Origin of the sequence: Soonwooa sp. (assembly GCF_032062245.1) — a bacterium.
In the GTDB taxonomy this organism is placed as follows: domain Bacteria; phylum Bacteroidota; class Bacteroidia; order Flavobacteriales; family Weeksellaceae; genus Soonwooa.
The window spans coordinates 1-19,176 of record NZ_DAMBQF010000023.1 but is presented as its reverse complement, the minus strand read 5'-3'; the positions used below and the strand labels follow the sequence as shown (position 1 = coordinate 19,176).

General features: G+C 35.6%; 19 protein-coding genes. 14 read left to right on the top strand and 5 right to left on the bottom strand.

Annotation, left to right across the window (positions count from 1 at the left end; all coding sequences use genetic code 11):
• Positions 1 to 36: 36 nt before the first annotated feature.
• Positions 37 to 1,578 carry a protein adenylyltransferase SelO family protein gene (locus tag RT037_RS10605; protein ID WP_312321851.1) on the top strand — a complete coding sequence of 514 codons (1,542 nt, stop codon included), beginning with the start codon at positions 37 to 39 and terminating at the stop codon, positions 1,576 to 1,578.
• Between the two features lie 105 nt (positions 1,579 to 1,683).
• Positions 1,684 to 2,958, top strand: coding sequence for a DUF6080 domain-containing protein (locus RT037_RS10600; protein ID WP_312321852.1), 1,275 nt, complete (start codon positions 1,684 to 1,686; stop codon positions 2,956 to 2,958).
• A gap of 50 nt (positions 2,959 to 3,008) precedes the next feature.
• Here the strand turns inward: RT037_RS10600 and RT037_RS10595 are convergent, their stop codons facing one another.
• On the bottom strand, positions 3,009 to 3,539 hold the full coding sequence (locus RT037_RS10595; protein ID WP_313030915.1) for an SPOR domain-containing protein: 531 nt from the start codon (positions 3,537 to 3,539) through the stop codon (positions 3,009 to 3,011).
• Positions 3,540 to 3,724: 185 nt separating this feature from the next.
• Here RT037_RS10595 and RT037_RS10590 point away from each other — a divergent pair, with 185 nt between their 5' ends.
• The 8 genes from RT037_RS10590 to RT037_RS10555 all read left to right on the top strand — a co-directional run bounded on the left by RT037_RS10590 (position 3,725) and on the right by RT037_RS10555 (position 13,250).
• Positions 3,725 to 5,083: a c-type cytochrome gene (locus tag RT037_RS10590; RefSeq protein ID WP_313030912.1), complete on the top strand. Its 1,359-nt coding sequence runs from the start codon at positions 3,725 to 3,727 to the stop codon at positions 5,081 to 5,083.
• 21 nt (positions 5,084 to 5,104) lie between these two features.
• On the top strand, positions 5,105 to 8,167 hold the full coding sequence (locus RT037_RS10585) for a TAT-variant-translocated molybdopterin oxidoreductase (protein WP_313030909.1): 3,063 nt from the start codon (positions 5,105 to 5,107) through the stop codon (positions 8,165 to 8,167).
• An 18-nt stretch (positions 8,168 to 8,185) separates the two neighbouring features.
• Positions 8,186 to 9,583 carry an NrfD/PsrC family molybdoenzyme membrane anchor subunit gene (nrfD, locus tag RT037_RS10580; RefSeq protein ID WP_312321855.1) on the top strand — a complete coding sequence of 466 codons (1,398 nt, stop codon included), beginning with the start codon at positions 8,186 to 8,188 and terminating at the stop codon, positions 9,581 to 9,583.
• Positions 9,570 to 10,091, top strand: coding sequence for a DUF3341 domain-containing protein (locus RT037_RS10575; RefSeq protein ID WP_079666480.1), 522 nt, complete (start codon positions 9,570 to 9,572; stop codon positions 10,089 to 10,091). The genes nrfD and RT037_RS10575 overlap by 14 nt, the downstream gene beginning before the upstream one ends.
• Positions 10,084 to 10,800, top strand: a complete 717-nt coding sequence (locus RT037_RS10570; RefSeq protein WP_312321857.1) for a cytochrome c — start codon at positions 10,084 to 10,086, stop codon at positions 10,798 to 10,800. The genes RT037_RS10575 and RT037_RS10570 overlap by 8 nt, the downstream gene beginning before the upstream one ends.
• A gap of 9 nt (positions 10,801 to 10,809) precedes the next feature.
• A complete protein-coding gene (locus tag RT037_RS10565) occupies positions 10,810 to 12,144 on the top strand; it encodes a quinol:cytochrome C oxidoreductase (RefSeq protein ID WP_312321858.1) in 1,335 nt (444 codons plus the stop codon).
• A gap of 82 nt (positions 12,145 to 12,226) precedes the next feature.
• Positions 12,227 to 12,922, top strand: a complete 696-nt coding sequence (locus RT037_RS10560; RefSeq protein ID WP_312321861.1) for a 3'-5' exonuclease — start codon at positions 12,227 to 12,229, stop codon at positions 12,920 to 12,922.
• A gap of 1 nt (position 12,923) precedes the next feature.
• Positions 12,924 to 13,250: an SUF system Fe-S cluster assembly protein gene (locus tag RT037_RS10555; protein ID WP_300675714.1), complete on the top strand. Its 327-nt coding sequence runs from the start codon at positions 12,924 to 12,926 to the stop codon at positions 13,248 to 13,250.
• Here RT037_RS10555 and RT037_RS10550 read toward each other — a convergent pair whose 3' ends face one another.
• Positions 13,251 to 13,655: an OsmC family protein gene (locus RT037_RS10550; RefSeq protein WP_312321860.1), complete on the bottom strand. Its 405-nt coding sequence runs from the start codon at positions 13,653 to 13,655 to the stop codon at positions 13,251 to 13,253. It lies immediately after the preceding gene.
• 82 nt (positions 13,656 to 13,737) lie between these two features.
• Complete coding sequence (locus tag RT037_RS10545; protein WP_312321863.1) at positions 13,738 to 14,586, bottom strand: hydroxymethylglutaryl-CoA lyase; 849 nt, start codon at positions 14,584 to 14,586, stop codon at positions 13,738 to 13,740.
• A 165-nt stretch (positions 14,587 to 14,751) separates the two neighbouring features.
• Here RT037_RS10545 and pepT point away from each other — a divergent pair, with 165 nt between their 5' ends.
• The 4 genes from pepT to RT037_RS10525 are packed head-to-tail and all read left to right on the top strand — an operon-like array spanning position 14,752 to position 18,292.
• A complete protein-coding gene (pepT, locus tag RT037_RS10540) occupies positions 14,752 to 16,002 on the top strand; it encodes a peptidase T (RefSeq protein WP_313030893.1) in 1,251 nt (416 codons plus the stop codon).
• 9 nt (positions 16,003 to 16,011) lie between these two features.
• Complete coding sequence (locus RT037_RS10535) at positions 16,012 to 16,431, top strand: SufE family protein (protein ID WP_313030890.1); 420 nt, start codon at positions 16,012 to 16,014, stop codon at positions 16,429 to 16,431.
• Positions 16,428 to 17,393 (top strand): glycosyltransferase family 9 protein, encoded by a 966-nt coding sequence (locus RT037_RS10530; protein WP_313030887.1) that lies wholly within the window; start codon positions 16,428 to 16,430, stop codon positions 17,391 to 17,393. The genes RT037_RS10535 and RT037_RS10530 overlap by 4 nt, the downstream gene beginning before the upstream one ends.
• Positions 17,390 to 18,292 (top strand): glycosyltransferase, encoded by a 903-nt coding sequence (locus RT037_RS10525; protein WP_313030884.1) that lies wholly within the window; start codon positions 17,390 to 17,392, stop codon positions 18,290 to 18,292. Before RT037_RS10530 ends, RT037_RS10525 begins: the two co-directional genes overlap by 4 nt.
• On the opposite strand, the gene RT037_RS10520 is transcribed toward RT037_RS10525, so the two are convergent.
• Complete coding sequence (locus tag RT037_RS10520; protein ID WP_312324183.1) at positions 18,289 to 18,735, bottom strand: VanZ family protein; 447 nt, start codon at positions 18,733 to 18,735, stop codon at positions 18,289 to 18,291. The two genes, RT037_RS10525 and RT037_RS10520, sit on opposite strands and share 4 nt — an antisense overlap.
• Before the next feature lie 204 nt (positions 18,736 to 18,939).
• Entirely contained in the window at positions 18,940 to 19,164 is a 225-nt protein-coding gene (locus tag RT037_RS13905) for a T9SS type A sorting domain-containing protein (RefSeq protein ID WP_409456533.1), read from the bottom strand.
• Positions 19,165 to 19,176 lie beyond the last annotated feature (12 nt).

Sequence of the window (19,176 nt, the reverse complement as noted above, 5' to 3'; positions counted from 1 at the left end):
ATTCCGAAGCCCACAATTTGTGGGCTTTTTTTGACAATGAATATTAAAAATATTACACATAATTTTGTTGACTCTTTTCCAGGAGATTTTTCTGGAGATCTACATCAAAGACAAACACCAGGATTTATTTTCGCAAAAGTGCTTCCTGCCGAATTTAATAAAATTGAACTCATTGCTTTTAATGAAGAGTTAAGTCAAGAAATTGGTCTTGGCAATCTAAATCAAGATTTAGATTTTTTGGCGGCGCAAAATTTACCCGAAACTATCGAAACTTATGCAACTGCTTATGCAGGTCATCAGTTTGGGAATTGGGCGGGACAATTGGGCGATGGACGTGCAATTTTTGCTGGTGAAATCAAGAATGAAAATAATCAAAGTTTCGAATTACAATGGAAAGGTGTTGGTGCAACTCCATATTCGCGTTTTGCTGATGGACGTGCCGTTTTGCGGTCGTCGGTTCGAGAGTTTTTAATGAGTGAAGCGATGTTTCATCTTGGTGTTCCAACAACCAGAGCTTTAAGTTTGGTTAAAACCGGCGAGTTGGTAACGCGAGATATTGCTTATGATGGCCATTCCAAACAAGAGCAAGGCGCTGCAGTGCTTCGCGTTGCAGAGTCTTTTTTAAGATTTGGGCACTTCGAATTGTTGGCTGCGCGCAAAGAATTTGACACGTTGCAAAAACTAATTGACTTTGCAATCGAAAACTATTTTGATGAGGTTGATAGCCACTCCGAAACAAAAAACTTAGATTTCTTTAAAGCCATTGCCGATCGTACTGCCAAAATGATTATCGAATGGTATCGTGTTGGTTTTGTGCATGGTGTGATGAATACCGATAATATGTCGATTCTGGGTTTAACAATCGATTACGGTCCATATTCAATGATGGACGAATACGATTTGGAGTTTACACCAAATACAACCGATTTGCCTGGGAAACGTTATGCTTTTGGAAAGCAAGCCCAAATTGCACATTGGAATCTCTTACAATTGGCCAATTCTTTATTTCCTGTGATTAAAGATGAAAAAGCTTTGCAAACGATTTTGGAAGATTATGCTTCTAATTTCTGGAAACTTCATGACGAGATGCTTTGTAAGAAATTCGGTTTCGATGCTTTATTAAAAAATGATGATCAATTTTTTACGACTTGGCAACAAATGATGCAAGATCTTAAGTTAGATTACACTTTATTTTTTAATGTTTTGACTGATAAAATTTTGGAAGAAAATCTTGATGCTCAGAAGTTTATTTCAACGTTTTATTCCGTTCCAAAAACAGAAGATTTAGAAAGGATTAATTTGTTTTTACAATCTTATCAAGAGCGTCTATCGCAAAATAAATTTTCAAAAGCAGAAGCACAGCAATTGATGTTAAAAAATAATCCGCAATTTATATTAAGAAATTATTTGTTGTACGAAGCGATTCAGGATTTGGAAAACGACGACCAAACTAAATTTGATATACTTTTAAAAGCTTTAAAAAATCCTTATCAAAAAGTTGACGAAAGCCTTAACCAAAAACGTCCCCAAAAGTATAATATGATCTACGGCTGTTCGCAATTGTCGTGTAGTTCGTAGAATTTTTAAATATGTGAGGACTTTCAAAGCTCAAAATTCTGAAAGGCCTTTGCTATTTAATCGCTTTGTTTTGCTACGATTCTTATTTTTGCAAAAATTTTTCAATTGAAGATTAAGACTTATTTTATCAATATTCTGAAACTTGTTTTTCCATCCAAAAAATGGGAGTGGATTGTTTTCGCAGCTGCATTAACATGTTATTCGAGTTTTGCATATTCTATTGCTAAGAATTTCAGGATTGTTTTTGATGATCGTATTCCGTGGGATGCTTATTTTAGTTTTGATAATCGCGCAATTGTCATGACTGGCGGAGGCTTTGAGAGACATCCGCTTTCCAATTATTTTTTTAATTGGATCCGCGAATTTGCACTTTGGATTACTGATGGAAAAATGAATGCTGATTTCCGAATTGTCTTAGCACTTTGTTCAAGTTTTATTGTGAGTTTATCTATCGTTCAGGTTTTTAAGTATTTACAAAACATTATTAAACTTCCACTTTGGTTAAGTCTTTTAATTGTTACCTTTTTTGGACTTTTTACGACTAATATTTTATTGTCCTTCACGCCCGAGAATTATACTTACACATTATTTTTGCTTTGTTTGTTTAATTATTATGTAGCAAAACAATATCAAGCTGACAAGACTTTATCTTTTGGAGCTGTTACATTTTTTGGTGTTACAGTTGGTGGATTAACGATTACGAATATTGTTAAAGTTTATTTACCAATGCTTTTTCAACCCAAATTATATTGGAACTGGAAAAAAATCGGTCTCGAAATTTCTAAAGTATTAGTTTCTGTGGCGGTTTTTGCTTTATTATTTTTAAACAGAATTAATTTTAACATTCAGAATTTCTTTATTAAAACTGAAGAACAATATGATAAGTTTTCGAATCCGAAGGTGACGCCGCTTTGGGATATGATTTATTCTTGGTTTTTTGGAGGTAATATGTTGTTCCCGTCTTTCGTTTTGCGAGATTATCACAACAAAAAAGGCTTCGAATATAAAGCCATTTTTATGGATGTTTATTCCAGTTTTTGGTCTTATCTGGTTGTTGGTTTGATTGTGGCGTTTGTGATTTGGAGTTTTGTTAAAAATTTTAAAAATCGATTGGTACAGATTTTATTTTGGTCATTGTTTATCGATGTTGTGATACACTGTGTTCTGAAATTTGGTCTACATACATCTTACATCTACGGTGGACATTTTGTGTTCGTTTTTCCATTACTTATTGGTTGGTTATTTTTTGCATACCGTAAAAACTCGATTTTAATAAGTAGTTTAACAACAAGTTTAGTATTGATAACAGTTTATCTTGGCATTAATAATTTCATTAGACTCGATGAGTTTATTGAATTTTTAAATGTTTATTACAAATAAAAAAGTCCGAAGTTTTTGTTTCGGACTTTTATTTTATATTAAGTTAATTTTTACTTTGCTTCGACACAGAAGATTCTGTATTGAACGGTTGTTGCAGATCCGTAAGTAGCTTTAACACGTTTTAAATCGCTAGAAGCACTTTGCTTATTAAAATAACTTCCAGCTAATATTTTATAGTTTGGACGAAGAGAAGCATCAATTTCAACTTTTAAAGAAGGGAAATTTTTTCTGAAATCCGCGCCAATTGTTCGAGCTTCTTCATTGCTTTTAACAACCGCCACTTGGATTTTGTAACCCATAATTTTTGGATTTTGGCGACATATCTCGGCTTGCGTTAACTCTCTACTTGGTACCAAAATTTTTGTTGGTTGCTTTATCATTTCGGAATCGGAAGAGTATGATCCACCTTTTGGACGTGCACAAGACTCTTCTTGTTTGCTGATAAGATTGTCAATTCTTGAATCCATAGTCATGCTTACAGGTGTTCCAGAAATGGTGTCGGTTTTAACAACGAGTTGAGCAGTAGCCTTATATGAAATTACAAAGATGAAAATAAGTAGTGCTTTAGAAAGGATTTTCATTTATTTTATTTTTAGCAAATTTAGTATAAATAAAAAAAATGCCAAACTTTCTTATTTAGAAGTATTATAAATTATTAACAAGTGAGAAAAAGCAGATATAAGATTCTCATAAATTTATGTTAAAGTCTTATTTTTGCCTAATTGAATGTATAATCAATATATTTTACTAACCCAAGATTAATTAAATGATTAGTTGGAGAAAGCATTATAAAAAGAGTTTGATAGCAATAGGTTTGTTGCTATCGACTAGCGCTTCTATTCATGCACAAGGAGATCCAAAGAAAGGCCAAGATCTTTTCAAAGCCAATTGTACGGCTTGTCATGCCTTGGACAAGCAGATGATTGGACCTGCTTTGGGCGGTGTCGTTGACAGGATTAAAAAGGAGCAAGGTTTGGAAACGGAATGGTTGCACAAGTGGATTAAGGATAATAAGGCGCTTAGAGCATCGGGCGATAAGTATGCTAACAAGATCTACGAAGATTTCAACAAGGTGGAAATGTTGCAATTCCCGAATTTGTCAGATCAGGATATCGACGATATCCTAGCTTATACGACAGATCCGCCAAAAGAAGAACCTAAAGCTGATGCTGCTGCAACTGCAACAGATGCTTCTGCTAACGTTCAACAATCAAAAGATAGTCAACTTAATTCTCAAGCGATTTTAGCAGCATTTGTTGTTATTGCTGGTTTATTACTTTGGTTATTAGTGAAAATCAGACAATTAGTTAAATTGCAACAAACGCCTGAGTTAACAGATCTTAATTCTACTAGAGTTAATAGTTTCTCAGAACTTTATAAGAAATACAGCTTCGTAGGTAAAGGTGTTATCGCTATTCTTGCGGTATTAGCATTGTACGGTGTTTGGAATTCATTAATGTGGATTGGGGTTTACAAAGGTTATAAACCTGAGCAACCTATCCATTTTTCTCACAAGATCCACGCTGGAGAAAATAAAATCGACTGTCAGCTTTGTCACTCAGGCGCGAAGTATGGTAAGGTTTCTGAAATTCCTTCAGTTAATGTATGTATGAACTGTCACAGATCTATTTCTGAGTACAACGGTAACTACATGGAACCAGGAAAAGATAAAGCATTCTACGATGGAGAAATCCAAAAGATTTATGCTGCTGCTGGTTGGGATCCTGCTAAACAACAGTATACAGGAAAAACTTCTCCAATCGAATGGACAAGAATCCACAATATGCCAGATTTCGTTTACTTCAACCACTCACAACACGTTGTAGCTGGTGAGAAGGCGATTATCTCGTCATTCAACAAGAAAAATCCTAACAATCAAATTGATGTAGTTTGTAAAGCTTGTCACGGTAAAGTTGATACTATGAATGTAGTACAAATGGCTAACGACTTTACAATGGGATGGTGTATAGAATGTCACAGAACAACAGAAGTTGACATGACTAACGGTTACAACCAAGAGTATTTCAAGAATCTTCACGACAAGTTGAAAAAACAATACGGCGAAGGTGCTAAAATTACTGTAGATGCTATCGGTGGTCTAGAGTGTGGTAAATGTCATTATTAATAACAAAAATTAGAAGTATCAATGGCTTCAAATAAAATACAATTCAGAAGTATTCACGAACTAAAAGACCAATCGCTTAATGCGAAGTTGGCTCAAAAGGAGTTTCAGAATGAAATTCCAGTAGATGAATTCTTAGGAGATGCGGAAAAAATGAATAATTCTGGGACTTCCAGAAGGGACTTCCTAAAGCTTTTAGGTTTCTCGACTGCTGCAGTAACACTTGCAGCTTGTGAAGCGCCAGTTATTAAGACAATTCCTTATGTGGTTAAGCCGCATGACATCATTCCTGGTATTCCTAATTATTATGCATCGTCATATTTTGATGGATTCGATTTCGCTAGCGTTTTAGTGAAAACTAGAGAAGGTCGTCCTATCAAGATTGAACCAAATCCAACTGCTGGAAGTTTAGGTAAAACAAATGCAAGAGCACAAGCGAGCGTTTTGTCTTTATATGATAATGACAAACTAAAGCAACCTAAACTAAATGGTGCTGATGAGTCTTTCGATAAAGTAGATGACTACGTTATCAAAGGTCTTAATGATGCGCAAGCGGCTGGTAAGAAAATTGTTTTATTATCACACACTTTGCCAAGTCCAACTTTCAAAAAATTGTTTGGAGAGTTTAAAGCAAAATATCCATCTGCGGAGTTAGTAACTTATGAGGCTTATCCTCACGCAGCTGCATTGGATGCTGCTGTAGAAGTGTTCGGACAAAGAGCTTTACCAGTTTATGATTTATCAAAATCAGAATTAGTAGTTTCTTTCCGTGCAGATTTCTTAGCAGATTACAACGCAGGAAGTTTAGAAATTTCTTATGCTGAAGCTCGCAAGCCAGGTGCTACTATGTTAAGACATATCCAAGTGGAGTCTAACATGTCTTTAACTGGGGCTAATGCGGATTCGAGAATTAGATTAAAACCAAGTGCTGTTAACAAAACTTTGGTTGAAGTATATAACGGTCTTAACGGTGGAACTAATGATAAAGTTGCACAAGAAATCGTTAAAGAACTTCAAGCTAAAGGATCAAAAGCTGTTGTATTTGCTGATGGTTCTAAAGCAGCTTATGTTTTAGCACATTTAATAAACCAAAAATTAGGTTCTGTTGCTTTCACAGGTAAAGCTAACATGCTTAAAGATTTTGATGGTGCTAAATTCAATGAGTTAGTAGCTTCGATGAACGCAAATCAAGTTGGTGTATTAATTACGAACAACGTTAACCCTATTTCTACAAGCGCTAACGGGGAAGCTTTCAAATCTGCAATGTCAAAAGTAACTTGCACAGTTGCTGTTGTTGACAAGAAGAATGAAGTTTTCAAAGCTTCAAAAGCTATTATTCCTGTTGCACATTGGTTAGAATCTTGGGGTGATATCGCTCCTGAAACTGGTTCTTATTCATTAATGCAACCAACAATCCAAAAGATCTACAAGTCAAGACAGATTGAAGAATCTCTATTGGTTTGGATCAACGGAAAAGGAAGCCCAGCTAACGATTTTTATACTTATCTTAAAGCAAGTGCAGCTTCACTTCTAGGTGGAACTTCATTTAACAAAGCTTTATATAACGGCTTTACTGCTGCGGCTGTAGGATCTTCTTTGTCTTACGCTGGTGGTAATGCTGCACAAGCTATTTCTGAATTAAATGCTTTCAAAGCTTCAGATTTAGAACTTCAATTATATCTTAACACAGCTATCGGTGATGGTACACAAGCTAACAACCCTTGGTTGCAAGAGTTACCAGATCCAATTACGAGATTATCTTGGGATAATTACTTAACGATTTCTCCAAAAGATGCGGAGCGTTTAAAAATTGAAAACGAACTTAACGGAAGAATGCAGTTAGACGGTTCTGTTGTTGACTTAACAGTTAACGGTAAAGAACTTAAAAACGTACCAGTGTTCATCCAGCCAGGTCAAGCTGAAGGATCTTTAGGTTTAGCTTTGGGTTATGGTAAAAAAGATTCTGGTAAAGTAGCAGAAACGGGTGTTAATGCTTATCCTTTATTTGATGGATCTAATACAGTACTTTCTAACGTAAGTATTAAGATAACTGGCGATAAGCATGAGTTTGCAGGAATGCAGCTTCAGAATACCCTAATGGGACGTTATGAAATTGCTAAAGAAGCTACAATTACAGAATTCTTAGGTGATGTTAACGAGTGGAACAAACCATTAGAAATGCATACTATCGGAGGTGCTTTACCAATTGGTAAAATTGACCTTTGGGATTCTTTCGATGATACTGATGGACCACACTTTAACCTTTCTGTAGACCTTAACTCTTGTACTGGTTGTGGTGCTTGTGTTATTGCTTGTCAAGCAGAAAACAACGTACCAGTTGTTGGTAAAGAAGAAGTAAGAATGTCTCGTGATATGTATTGGTTAAGAATTGACCGTTACTACACTTCGAAACTTCCTAAAGAATTCGATACTGTTAAACCAGATGGTAAGTTATCTCAACAAGAAGCTGTTGATGGTGGACTAGACGTACCAGGAATGTATAGCATGTTGATCGAGCCTAGCGAAAATCCAGATGTGATCTTCCAACCGGTAATGTGTCAACATTGTAACCATGCACCTTGTGAAACTGTTTGTCCAGTTGCGGCAACATCACACGGTAAGCAAGGTCAAAACCAAATGGCTTACAACAGATGTATTGGTACTAGATATTGTGCTAACAACTGTCCTTATAAAGTAAGACGTTTCAACTGGTTTACATATAACCTTAACGATAAGTTTGATTTTAATCAAAATAATGATTTAGGTAGAATGGTTCTTAATCCTGATGTTGTTGTAAGAACAAGAGGGGTTATGGAAAAATGTTCTATGTGTATCCAAATGACACAGAATGTTATTCTTGAAGCTAAAAAAGAAGGCAGAAGAGTTGTTGATGGAGAATTCCAAACGGCTTGTTCTAAAGCTTGTTCTACAGGAGCAATGAAGTTCGGAGATATGAACGATGTTAACTCTGAGGTTAGAGCATTATTCGGCGACAAGAGAAAATATACTTTGCTTGAAGAGATTGGTACTAAACCAAACGTCTTCTACCATGCAAAAATTAGAAATAGAAAAGAAAACAACGTTTAAATAATAAATAGGTAAAAAATGTCAGGACATTACGAAGCTCCGATAAGGGAACCTTTAATTATTGGTCATAAGACTTATCACGATATTACAGAAGATATCGCAAGACCTATCGAGGAACGTGCAGGTAAATTATGGTGGGCATCACTATACGCAGCATTAGTACTTTTCATCTACGGATTCGGTTGTATCGCGTATACAATTGGGACTGGTATTGGTGCATGGGGATTGAATAGAACTATTAACTGGGGTTGGGATATTACCAACTTCGTATGGTGGGTTGGTATTGGTCACGCCGGTACACTAATCTCTGCCGTACTATTATTATTTAGACAAAGATGGAGAATGTCGGTTAACCGTTCTGCAGAAGCGATGACAATTTTCGCGGTATGTCAGGCAGCGATTTTCCCAGTTATCCACATGGGTCGCGTTTGGGTAGGTTATTGGGTTTTCCCTTTACCAAACCAATTCGGATCTCTTTGGACTAACTTTAACTCACCTCTACTTTGGGACGTATTTGCAATCTCAACATATTTCTCAGTATCAGTAGTGTTCTGGTTCATGGGACTTATTCCTGACTTTGCAATGATTAGAGATAGAGCTAAAACACCGTTCAACAAGAAAATTTATACTATTCTTGCTTTCGGATGGGGTGGTAAAGCAAAACACTGGCAAAGATTCGAAGAACTTTCTTTGGTTCTTGCAGGTTTAGCAACGCCGCTTGTATTCTCAGTACACACGACGGTATCATTTGACTTCGCAACTTCGGTTATCAAAGGTTGGCACTCGACAATCTATCCTCCGTACTTCGTTGCTGGGGCGATCTTCTCAGGTTTTGCGATGGTGCAGACGTTATTGTTAGTAGCAAGAAAAGTTTGTCACTTAGAAGACTATATCACAATGTACCACATCGAGATTATGAACATTGTAATCATCCTAACTGGTGGTATGGTAACTGTAGCTTACGCTTGTGAATATTTTATCGCTTGGTATTCAGGTTCAAGATTCGAAGATTTCGTATATCTATCTCCTGGTGCTGCAACTGGTCCTTACTGGTGGGCATTCTGGGCATTGATTATCTGTAACTTGGTAGTTCCTGCAGCATTCTGGTTCAAGAAAGTTAGAACTAACATTTTTGCAACATTTATCATTGCATTAATCATTAACATCGGTATGTGGTTTGAGCGTTTTGATATCATTGTTATTAACTTATCAAGAGACTACTTACCATCATCTTGGACGATGTTTATGCCAACAATTATTGACGTGGGTGTATACCTTGGTACAATAGGATTCTTCTCAGTATTGTTCTTATTATATGCTAGAACATTCCCTGTAATTGCACAGGCTGAATTGAAGAGTATTTTGAAAATTTCAGGTGAAACTTATAAAGCAAAAGAAGGAGATGAGCACCACTAAAATTATTTACGGACTTTACGGCGACGACGATGATTTAATGCACGGCGTTAAAGCCTTCAACGATAAAGGTATCAAGATTAACGAAGTTTACACACCTTTTCCTGTACACGGACTAGACAAAGCTTTGGGTCTTAAGAAAACTAGAATTTCTGATGCTGCTTTCTTTTATGGTGTTTATGGTGTTTCAATTGGTGCTTTAGTGACATACTACACGATGATACACGATTGGCCTCAAAATATTGGTGGTAAACCATCATTCGATTGGGGACATAACATGCCAGCTTTTGTGGTACCTATGTTCGAATTAATGGTATTCTGTGCAGCGCACTTGATGTCATTAACTTACTTAGTTAGAAATAAAATGTATCCAGGGGCAAAACCTCAGAATCCAGATCCAAGAACTACGGACGATAAATTCCTTATGGAGTTTGTATCTGACGATGTTGAAACAATCAAACAGATTCTTGTAGATACTGGTGTTGAAGAAATAACTGTTAAAGATGCTTAAGATGAACAAGAATATTATTAAAATTACAGCTGTTTTAGGCTTTGCAAGTGTTCTTTTAACTTCTTGTAGTAAAGAGAATCCACCTTTGGTTTATTTCCCGGATATGTATTTTCCAGTAGCGTACGATCCTTTGATGAAAGCTGAAGATGCTTATTCTAAACACGAAAACGAAATTCCTTTGTTTGCTGCTAATGCAGGAGCAACAGGATTATCTCCAGTAGATGGTACAGTTTCTCAAAACAAAGATGGCGTTATCGACGAAGAGGGAAATCCTAAAAACGTTGACGAATACAATGCTGGTTATGATAAGTCTAAGACTTTAACAGCATCTCCACTTAACCCAAAAAATCTTGAAAAAGATTTAGAAAGAGGTAAAATTTTATTTGATCATACTTGTGCTGCTTGTCATGGTACAGGTGGTGATGGTCAAGGACCAATTGTACAAAGTGGCGCTTACTCTGGTGTACCAAATTATAAGGATAGAGAAATTACTGTAGGATCTGTACATTATGTTCTATCACATGGTAGAAATGCGATGGGATCTTATGCAGGACAACTTAATCCAGGTGACCGATGGAGAGTAGCAATGTATGTTATGAACGCTTTTAAAGTTGGTGCAGTACCAGCGGCAGCTCCTGCAACGGATGCAGCACCGAAAGCTGATGACAAACCAGCTACTGAAGAGAATAATACTAACACTAAAAAATAGAAGTAAGAAATGTATAGTTTTTCACCTAAGTTAAGATTATATTCCATTATACTGATTGTTGTAGGATTAGTGTTATTTGCTGCAGGTTTTGCTTTGAATAAAGGAATTGACGATACTACAATTACCCACTGGATGGAGGCTGTTCATTCAGGAGGTCACGATAACCCAACACACTCTAGCGAGTTGGTAGGTCCTCAAGATCACGCTGCACATTTAGAACATTCAAAAATGCAAGTTGGTAATCAACCTTTGGCTGCTTTACATGTTGCTGCTGTGTTTTTATTTGGTGTTAGTTGTGCTGCTTTATTCTTCTATAGTATTCAGCATGCTGCACACGCAGGTTGGTCAATTATTGTAACAAGAGTTATGGAAGCTGTTGCTTCTTTCATCCCTTATGGAGGCGCAATTCTTTTAATCATAGTATTATTAAATGCATTCCACATGGGACATTTGTTCCACTGGATGGATCCATCTTTAACAGATCCTAAAGACCCTAACTTTGACGTCATTATTTACGAAAAAAGTAAATTCTTGAATGTACCTTTCTATGTTGTTAGAACATTTATCTATGTGATTGGCGCTAGTTTCTTCGCTTGGAAGCTTAAGCAAGTTTCTAAAAAAGTGGATGATACCAATGGCGATAGAAAAGTATATGCTAGCTTGTATAACTGGAGTGTTGGTTATATTGCGTTCTTTGGTTTTGCTTCTGCAGCATGGGCTTGGGATTGGTTAATGTCAATTGACCCACACTGGTATTCTACATTGTATATTTGGTATTCTATGGTTAGTTGTTTATCAACTGCTGTAGCAGCAATTATCTTGGTAGCAGTTTATTTAAAGAAAAAAGGATTTTATCCTCAATTTAACGATAACCACTTACACGATTTAGGTAAGTTTTTATTTGCGACAAGTATGCTTTGGACGTACTTATGGTTTTGTCAATTCATGCTTTATTGGTATGCGAACGTACCAGAAGAGGTTAATTACTTCTTTGGTAGATTCGAGTATTACGCACCAACATTCTTACCAATGTTGATCGTTAACTTCCTACTTCCTTTGTTAATCTTAGTAAGTAGTAGCATCAAACGTAACTATAAAGTAGTTACTACTATGGCAGTTATTGTAATTTTCGGTCACTGGTTAGACTATTTCAACATGGTAATGCCAGGAACAGTTGGTCCTTATTGGAATAACCTTCCGACATTATTATTAACAGTTGGATCGTTTGCGGCAGTTGTAGGTTTATTTGTTTTCGTAGTATTTACTGCATTAACTAAATTAAAACTAATGCCAACTGGTAACCCATTCTTCCACGAATCAGAGATTTACGAATATCCTTTCTAAGAGATATTGTTATTTAGAATTTGAAACCCGGCTATTTTGTCGGGTTTCTTTTTTTATTTAAATTAGAATGAAATTCACAATCATGATTAAAAATATACCGATTGAAAAAATAATGTTTCTTGATATTGAGACAGTTCCTCAATCAGAAGCATGGAGCGACTTAGACGAACAAACGCAATATCTTTGGGATAAGAAAACCAAATCTCAACGTAAAGAAGATGTGCCATCAGACATTTTCTTCGAAGAAAGAGCTGGTATTATGGCAGAATTTGGGAAGATAATCTGTATTTCAATTGGGATGATAGACGGTCATGATCAGCTCAAAATAAAATCATTTTATGGTGATAATGAAAAGGAATTACTTTTAGAATTCTGTGAGATTTTCAACAGTCCAAGACTTCGTGACGTTATTCTTTGTGCTCATAACGGGAAGGAATTTGACTTTCCATACATTGCAAGGCGTCTTTTAATAAACGGAATTAATCCTCCTAATGTTTTCCAAATGTTTGGTAAAAAACCGTGGGAAATTCCGCATCTTGACACGATGGAGCTGTGGAAATTTGGCGATTGGAAGTCTTACGTTTCTTTAGAATTGTTGGCGCATATTTTCAAGATTCCTACCTCAAAAGACGATATCGATGGTTCACAGGTTGCTCAAGTTTATTACCAAGACAAAGACTTATTAAGAATAGTTAAATATTGTGAAAAAGATGTCTTAACTTTGTGCAATATTTTTAGACGTATGCGTCAGGAAGATATTGTTAAACGTTTAGACTAAAATGAAATATACAGACGAGCAAATTGCAGACATTGGCGATAATATCATTAGAGAATTAAAAACGATCTTCGATCCGGAAATTCCGGTTGATATTTATGAGTTAGGATTAGTGTATGATGTGCAGATTTCGGATGATGGAGATGTTGTTGTGGTAATGACGTTGACGTCGCCCAATTGTCCTGTGGCAGAATCTTTGCCCATGGAAGTTGAAGAAAAAGTTAAATCTGTGGATGGAGTTAATTCTGCAAAAATCAACCTTACTTTCGAACCTACATGGACAAAGGATATGATGAGCGAAGAAGCACGCTTCGAGCTCGGAATGTTATAACTAATCTTGATATTCAAACATCATAATCACCTTAATATCTGGGTTTAGGCTCAGATATACTGGGGAATTATGCGCCGTATCTTCTATAAATTGTTTTTCTTCAGCAGTATAAGCATGTGGAAATTTGAAAACACAGAAGATTTCTCCAATTCTTCTTGGTTGGAAGTACATTGTCTTTTTCAGTTCGCAAGTTGCTCCCGAAATATCGATGTTTCTATCTTTTCCTAACACGCTAATTGCAGCAAAAATACTTTGTGCTAAAGATGTTGCAAAAAGATCGGTAGGAGAGAAGTTTTCTCTTTTATTAAAAGCATCTTGTGGGATTACAATATGCATTGTGTTGCCAGAATCGTTGTGTAAAGATTCCATGGCATTGTCACCTAAATAAGTAGTTTTTGAAGTCATAGTTTTCGATTTTTATTGTTTATAAATTTAATAAAATGTTTACAAATTAAATAACAATATTGGCTGATATTTTTCAGATTTATTAAAAATGAAATATATCTTTCGCTTTATTGTAAGCACTTTCGAAATTCAACATATTTTGATGAATATCGATTTTTTCAACAGCCATAAAATTAAAAACCTGTTCTGTTGGCATATTTCCTACCAAATCATCTTTCGCCATTGGACAACCGCCAATGCCTTTAATAGCGCTGTCAAATCGAGTACAACCTTGGTCGTAAGCGGCTTTTAGTTTCTTATAAGAATCTTCGTAACGATTATGTAGATGCGCTCCAAAGTTAATATTTGGATATTTTAAAGGGATTTTATTAAATAACAAACTTATCCTGTCCACATCGCCAACGCCTGTGGTATCAGACAAAAGAATTTCTTTAATCCCAACTTCGTCAAAGCGTTTTGCCCAAAAATCTACATCCTCCCAAGACCAGTTTTCACCATACGGATTTCCAAAAGCCATCGAAAAATATAGATTAAGTTGGCGACCTTCTTTTTTTGTCAATTCAAAAATTTGAAGAATCTCTTCGAAAGCAACTTCTCGACTTTTATTGGTATTACGATGTTGGAAGGTCTCCGAAATAGAAAACGGAAATCCCAGAATGTCAACTTTATCGTGTTCTAATGCTTTTTCTGCACCACGAAGATTAGCAACGATAACTGAAAGTTTTGTATTTGAAAGCGATTTGTCGATTTCATCAACCACCGTCCCCGAATCTGCCATTTGCGGCATCGTACGAGGATTAACAAAGCTGGCACAATCTAACACGTCGAAGCCAACTTCCATTAAAGAATTAATATAATTTATTTTTTTTTCGGTAGGGATAAACTCGCCCCAGCCTTGCATAGCGTCTCTTGGACATTCTGTTAAAAACAGTTTTTTCACAATAAGGATTTTTAATCAACCAAATTCTTAGATGGTAATGCGTTTTTTGTCTTTTTAAATTAGAAATTCTATAGAAAATCTCTATTTAGAAAAGCCTGTTTGCATTTGCCATTCCATGCATAAATATATAACTTTGCTTTAATATACCCAAAAAGGATGATAGCAATAGATTTTACATCAGATTGGCGAAAAAAATTGGTCGATCGATTTATTACATATGTTAAAATATTTTCAACAAGTGATCCAGAAAGCGATACGACGCCGTCAACACCACAACAATGGGACATGGCGAAATATCTTTTTAACGAGTTACAAGAGCTAGGTTTGGAAGATGTTAGCATGGATGAGCATGGTTATGTTTTCGGATTTATTCCTTCAAATATTGATGTGACAGTTCCGCAAGTTGGTTTCATTGCGCATTATGACAGTACGCCAGACTTTAATGGCGTTGATGTTAAACCTCAAATTTGGGAAAACTATGACGGAAAAGATTTGTTATTAAATAAAGAAACAGGTTTTGTTTTATCACCTGAAAAATTTACAGATCTTAAAAAATATATTGGTCAAACAATTATTACAACAGACGGTACGACTTTATTAAGTGCTGATGATAAAGCTGGTATTGCAGAAATTGTTACTGCTGCTGAGTATCTTATGGCGCATCCAGAAGTTAAGCATGGTCGCATCTCGGTAGGATTTAATCCAGATGAAGAAATCGGTCGTGGCGCGCACAAATTTAATGTAGAAAAATTTGGTGCCGAATGGGCTTACACAATGGATGGTGGTGAAATTGGCGAGTTGGAGTACGAGAACTTTAATGCAGCAGGAGCTGTTATTAAATTTACAGGTGTTTCTGTGCATCCAGGTTATTCTTTCGGAAAAATGCTAAATGCGGGTTTGGTGGCTTCGGAGTTTATTCAATCACTTCCAGCTAACGAAACGCCGGCAACGACTAAAGGTTTTGATGGTTTTTTCCATTTAACAGATTTTACAGGTGATGTAGCTGAAGCCAAATTGCAATATATTATTCGTGATCATGATGATGCAAAGTTTGAAGCGCGTAAACAATTAATGGCTGATAAAGTAGCTGAAATTAATGCTAAATATGGCGCGAATACAGCAACTTTGGAAATTAAGCCTCAATACCTTAACATGAAAAAGCAGTTCGAGGGCAAAATGTACATCATCGATATTGCAGAACAAGCGATGAAAGATGCGGGTGTTGCACCAAAAATTAAGGCTATTCGCGGTGGCACAGATGGTGCACAATTGTCATATATGGGATTGCCTTGTCCTAATATTTTTGCAGGAGGACACTATTTCCACGGACCTTACGAATTTATTCCGATAGAAAATATGGAAGCTGCCGTTAAAGTGATTGTTAATATTACGCAGTCTATCAAATAATTTTTGAAAATGACTATTAAAGAAAAACAACAAGAATTGGTCGATGAGTTCGCTTTTTTGGGCGACTGGGAAGATAAGTATGAGTATATTATAGACCTTGGAAAATCTTTGAAACCAATTTCTGAAGATAAAAAAACTGACGAAAACCTTATCAAAGGTTGTCAGTCAAAGGTGTGGATTGATGCACGTTTTGAAGATGGAAAACTATATTTCGATGCAGATTCTGATGGGATTCTTCCTAAAGGAATTGTGTCGATGTTGGTGAGCATCTACAGCGGACATTCAACTCAAGAAATAATGGACTCTGATTTTGATTTTATTTCTGAAATCGGTCTTCAAGAATTTTTGTCACCTTCTAGAGCTAATGGCTTGATGGCGATGACCAAACAAATTAAATTTTACGCAGTCGCTTATCAACTCAAAAAGTGAAAAGAATCCTAGCATATCGATTCTCGGCATTCGGTGATGTGGCGATGACTGTTCCTGTTTTTAGAGAATTTCTAGAGCAGAATAAAGATGTGGAAGTCATTTTCGTTAGCCGTAAAAACTTTGCTGATTTATTTGATGATGTCCCGAATCTTAAATTTCATGGGGTTGATTTTGACCAATATAAAGGACTTATCGGGATTCGTAGGTTGGGACGTGAAATTTTAAAACTTTACAAGCCCGATTACGTCGCAGATTTTCATGATGTTATTAGAACTAAATTAATTGATTCAATCGCAAAACGTCATGGTTACAAGGTTTTTAAAATTGATAAAGGAAAAGAAGAAAAGGAACATTTAACCGATGTTTGGAATCTTGATAAAATCCAACTCAAAAGAACCGTTGAGCGCTACGCTGATATTCTCAGAAGTATGGGCTATCAACTGGAGTTGTCTCAGGAGTTACGTAGTCGAGTGTCAAATAGACAAGGTATTGGGTTTGCGCCTTTTGCACAACACAAAGGGAAAATGCTGCCAATTGAAAAATCTTACGAACTTGTCAAGCATCTTGCAAAGCGCGATAAAGTTTATTTTTTTGGAGGAGGAAAAGAGGAATCCGAAATTCTACTACGCTGGGAAACAGAAATCCCGAACACGCAAAGTCTTGCGGGTAAATTGCCTTTAAAAGAAGAATTGGACCTTATTGCTAGGCTGAAACTTATGATTTGTATGGATTCTGCCAACATGCATTTGGCGAGTCTTATGGGGACGCGCTGCGTTTCTATTTGGGGGGCAACTCATCATTATGCTGGATTTTTAGGTTATGGACAATCTTTGGATGATGTTGTTCAGGTTAAAGATTTGACGTGTCGACCATGCTCTGTTTTTGGAGATAAAGAATGTTATCGAGGTGATTACGCTTGTTTGGAAGAACTTCATGTTCAACAGATTTTGGATAAAATATGAAGCTTTCGATTTGTATACCGATCTATAATTTTGATGTTAATGCTTTAGTTTCGTCACTTAAAAATGAGATTGAAACCAAGAATCTTGATGCTGAAATTTTGCTGTTAGATGATGCATCCGCTGTTGAATTTCAAAAGATAAATTCAAAAGCTAATTCGAGTGTAGATCAATTTAATATTCTTGAAAATAATATTGGGCGATCTGCTATTAGAAATTCGTTTTTAGATTTGGCGAAAGGTGATTATCTTCTGTTCTTAGATTGCGATGGTAAAATAATTTCCCCAAATTTTATCAGTGATTATCTTGAAGATATAAATGCAAATCATTCTGATGTTATTTACGGTGGGCGAGTGGTAGATTCTCATATTCCTGAAAAAAAATATCAACTTCGCTGGAATTACGCGCAAAAAAGAGAAAATTTAAGTTTAAAAAAACGACGTCACAAACCTTATCTAGGATTTCAAACCAATAATTTTGTTATTAAAAAATCAGTATTTAAAGATTTTAGATTTGATGAAAAACTAAAAAATTATGGCTACGAAGATCTGCTTTTTGCAATGGAATTAAAAGCCGCTGGTGTCAAAATTCAACATATCGATAATCCTATTTTTAATAACGATATCGAAACTAATCAGGTTTTTACAGGAAAAGCGTCAGAAGCTGCAGAAAGTCTAGCTTTAATTCTGAAAGATGTCAAAACTAAAGATAAAGTTTCGGATCTTAAACTGACAAAAGCTTATAAAAAGGTTCGAGATTATAGATTGCAAGGAATTTTTAATCTAAGCTTTTATCTTTTGGAACCTTTTTTAAAAACACGATTAAATATGGGAAATGCTCACCTTCGTATTTTAGATTTTTACAAATTGGGTGTTTTATCACGCGCAATGTCTAAAAACTAAGCGTATTCTATCGTAGATTCTCTTTCGAACATCCAATCTTCATAGAAGTATTTTACCAAACTGTAAAATAAGTAACCAAGTATCATCCCAACAGTATTCAGGAAAAGATCATCAATATCGGCTGTTCCTCGATGTGACCAGTATTGTGTTAATTCGATTATTGAAATAGCAATAGGAAAACCAATTAGAAGTTTTGGAAACGAAAAAAATTTTTGTGATAATAAACCTAACCACCCAAATGGCATGAAAACCACAATGTTTCCTATGATATTTACTGCAAAATGTTGGGCAGCAACGTTAGACGAAAAAAACATATTTATCGTTCGGAATGGATGTAATTGTAGGTAACCAACGGGTCCTGGTAGGCGACCACATCCATAAAACATCATATATAATAAAAATACGGTATAAAAACCAAGCAAAGGGCCATAATATCTCTTCATAATCTCTCATTTTTTGCAGTCTTTATATCGACTTTAAATTCTTGGGTAGATTTTTTATTTGTTTTGGTATTAAATTGAACGCAAAAACGATTCCTTTGTTTAGTTTTGAAGATAAAAAATCTTGTTTTTAAGATTTTTTAATATTATGATAAATAAAAGAGCCTCGATAGATTCGAGGCTAAACAATATATATTAGTTATGGTGTTATTTTTTAATTAACTGATTAACAGATATCTTATTGTTGCTGTTAATTTTGATTAAATAAGCTCCTGCTGGTTGATTCGAAATGGCGTATTTTTCTAAAGAAGTGTTAAATTTTTGAACCAAACGTCCATCAATACTATATATTTCTATACCATCTATTTTTGATTTTAAACCTTTTGGTCGTATCTCACTAACTGTGTAAGTTGAAAAGTTATTCTGAAAAATTTTGAGCCCTCA

What these genes read in the sequence shown, in the direction of transcription:
- RT037_RS10605 (WP_312321851.1), top strand. Translation starts at nt 37, where the DNA reads ATGAATATTAAAAATATTACACATAATTTTGTTGACTCTTTTCCAGGA.
- RT037_RS10595 (WP_313030915.1), bottom strand. Translation starts at nt 3,539, where the DNA reads ATGAAAATCCTTTCTAAAGCACTACTTATTTTCATCTTTGTAATTTCA.
- RT037_RS10590 (WP_313030912.1), top strand. Translation starts at nt 3,725, where the DNA reads ATGATTAGTTGGAGAAAGCATTATAAAAAGAGTTTGATAGCAATAGGT.
- RT037_RS10585 (WP_313030909.1), top strand. Translation starts at nt 5,105, where the DNA reads ATGGCTTCAAATAAAATACAATTCAGAAGTATTCACGAACTAAAAGAC.
- nrfD (WP_312321855.1), top strand. Translation starts at nt 8,186, where the DNA reads ATGTCAGGACATTACGAAGCTCCGATAAGGGAACCTTTAATTATTGGT.
- RT037_RS10575 (WP_079666480.1), top strand. Translation starts at nt 9,570, where the DNA reads ATGAGCACCACTAAAATTATTTACGGACTTTACGGCGACGACGATGAT.
- RT037_RS10570 (WP_312321857.1), top strand. Translation starts at nt 10,084, where the DNA reads ATGCTTAAGATGAACAAGAATATTATTAAAATTACAGCTGTTTTAGGC.
- RT037_RS10565 (WP_312321858.1), top strand. Translation starts at nt 10,810, where the DNA reads ATGTATAGTTTTTCACCTAAGTTAAGATTATATTCCATTATACTGATT.
- RT037_RS10560 (WP_312321861.1), top strand. Translation starts at nt 12,227, where the DNA reads ATGATTAAAAATATACCGATTGAAAAAATAATGTTTCTTGATATTGAG.
- RT037_RS10555 (WP_300675714.1), top strand. Translation starts at nt 12,924, where the DNA reads ATGAAATATACAGACGAGCAAATTGCAGACATTGGCGATAATATCATT.
- RT037_RS10550 (WP_312321860.1), bottom strand. Translation starts at nt 13,655, where the DNA reads ATGACTTCAAAAACTACTTATTTAGGTGACAATGCCATGGAATCTTTA.
- pepT (WP_313030893.1), top strand. Translation starts at nt 14,752, where the DNA reads ATGATAGCAATAGATTTTACATCAGATTGGCGAAAAAAATTGGTCGAT.
- RT037_RS10535 (WP_313030890.1), top strand. Translation starts at nt 16,012, where the DNA reads ATGACTATTAAAGAAAAACAACAAGAATTGGTCGATGAGTTCGCTTTT.
- RT037_RS10525 (WP_313030884.1), top strand. Translation starts at nt 17,390, where the DNA reads ATGAAGCTTTCGATTTGTATACCGATCTATAATTTTGATGTTAATGCT.
- RT037_RS10520 (WP_312324183.1), bottom strand. Translation starts at nt 18,735, where the DNA reads ATGAAGAGATATTATGGCCCTTTGCTTGGTTTTTATACCGTATTTTTA.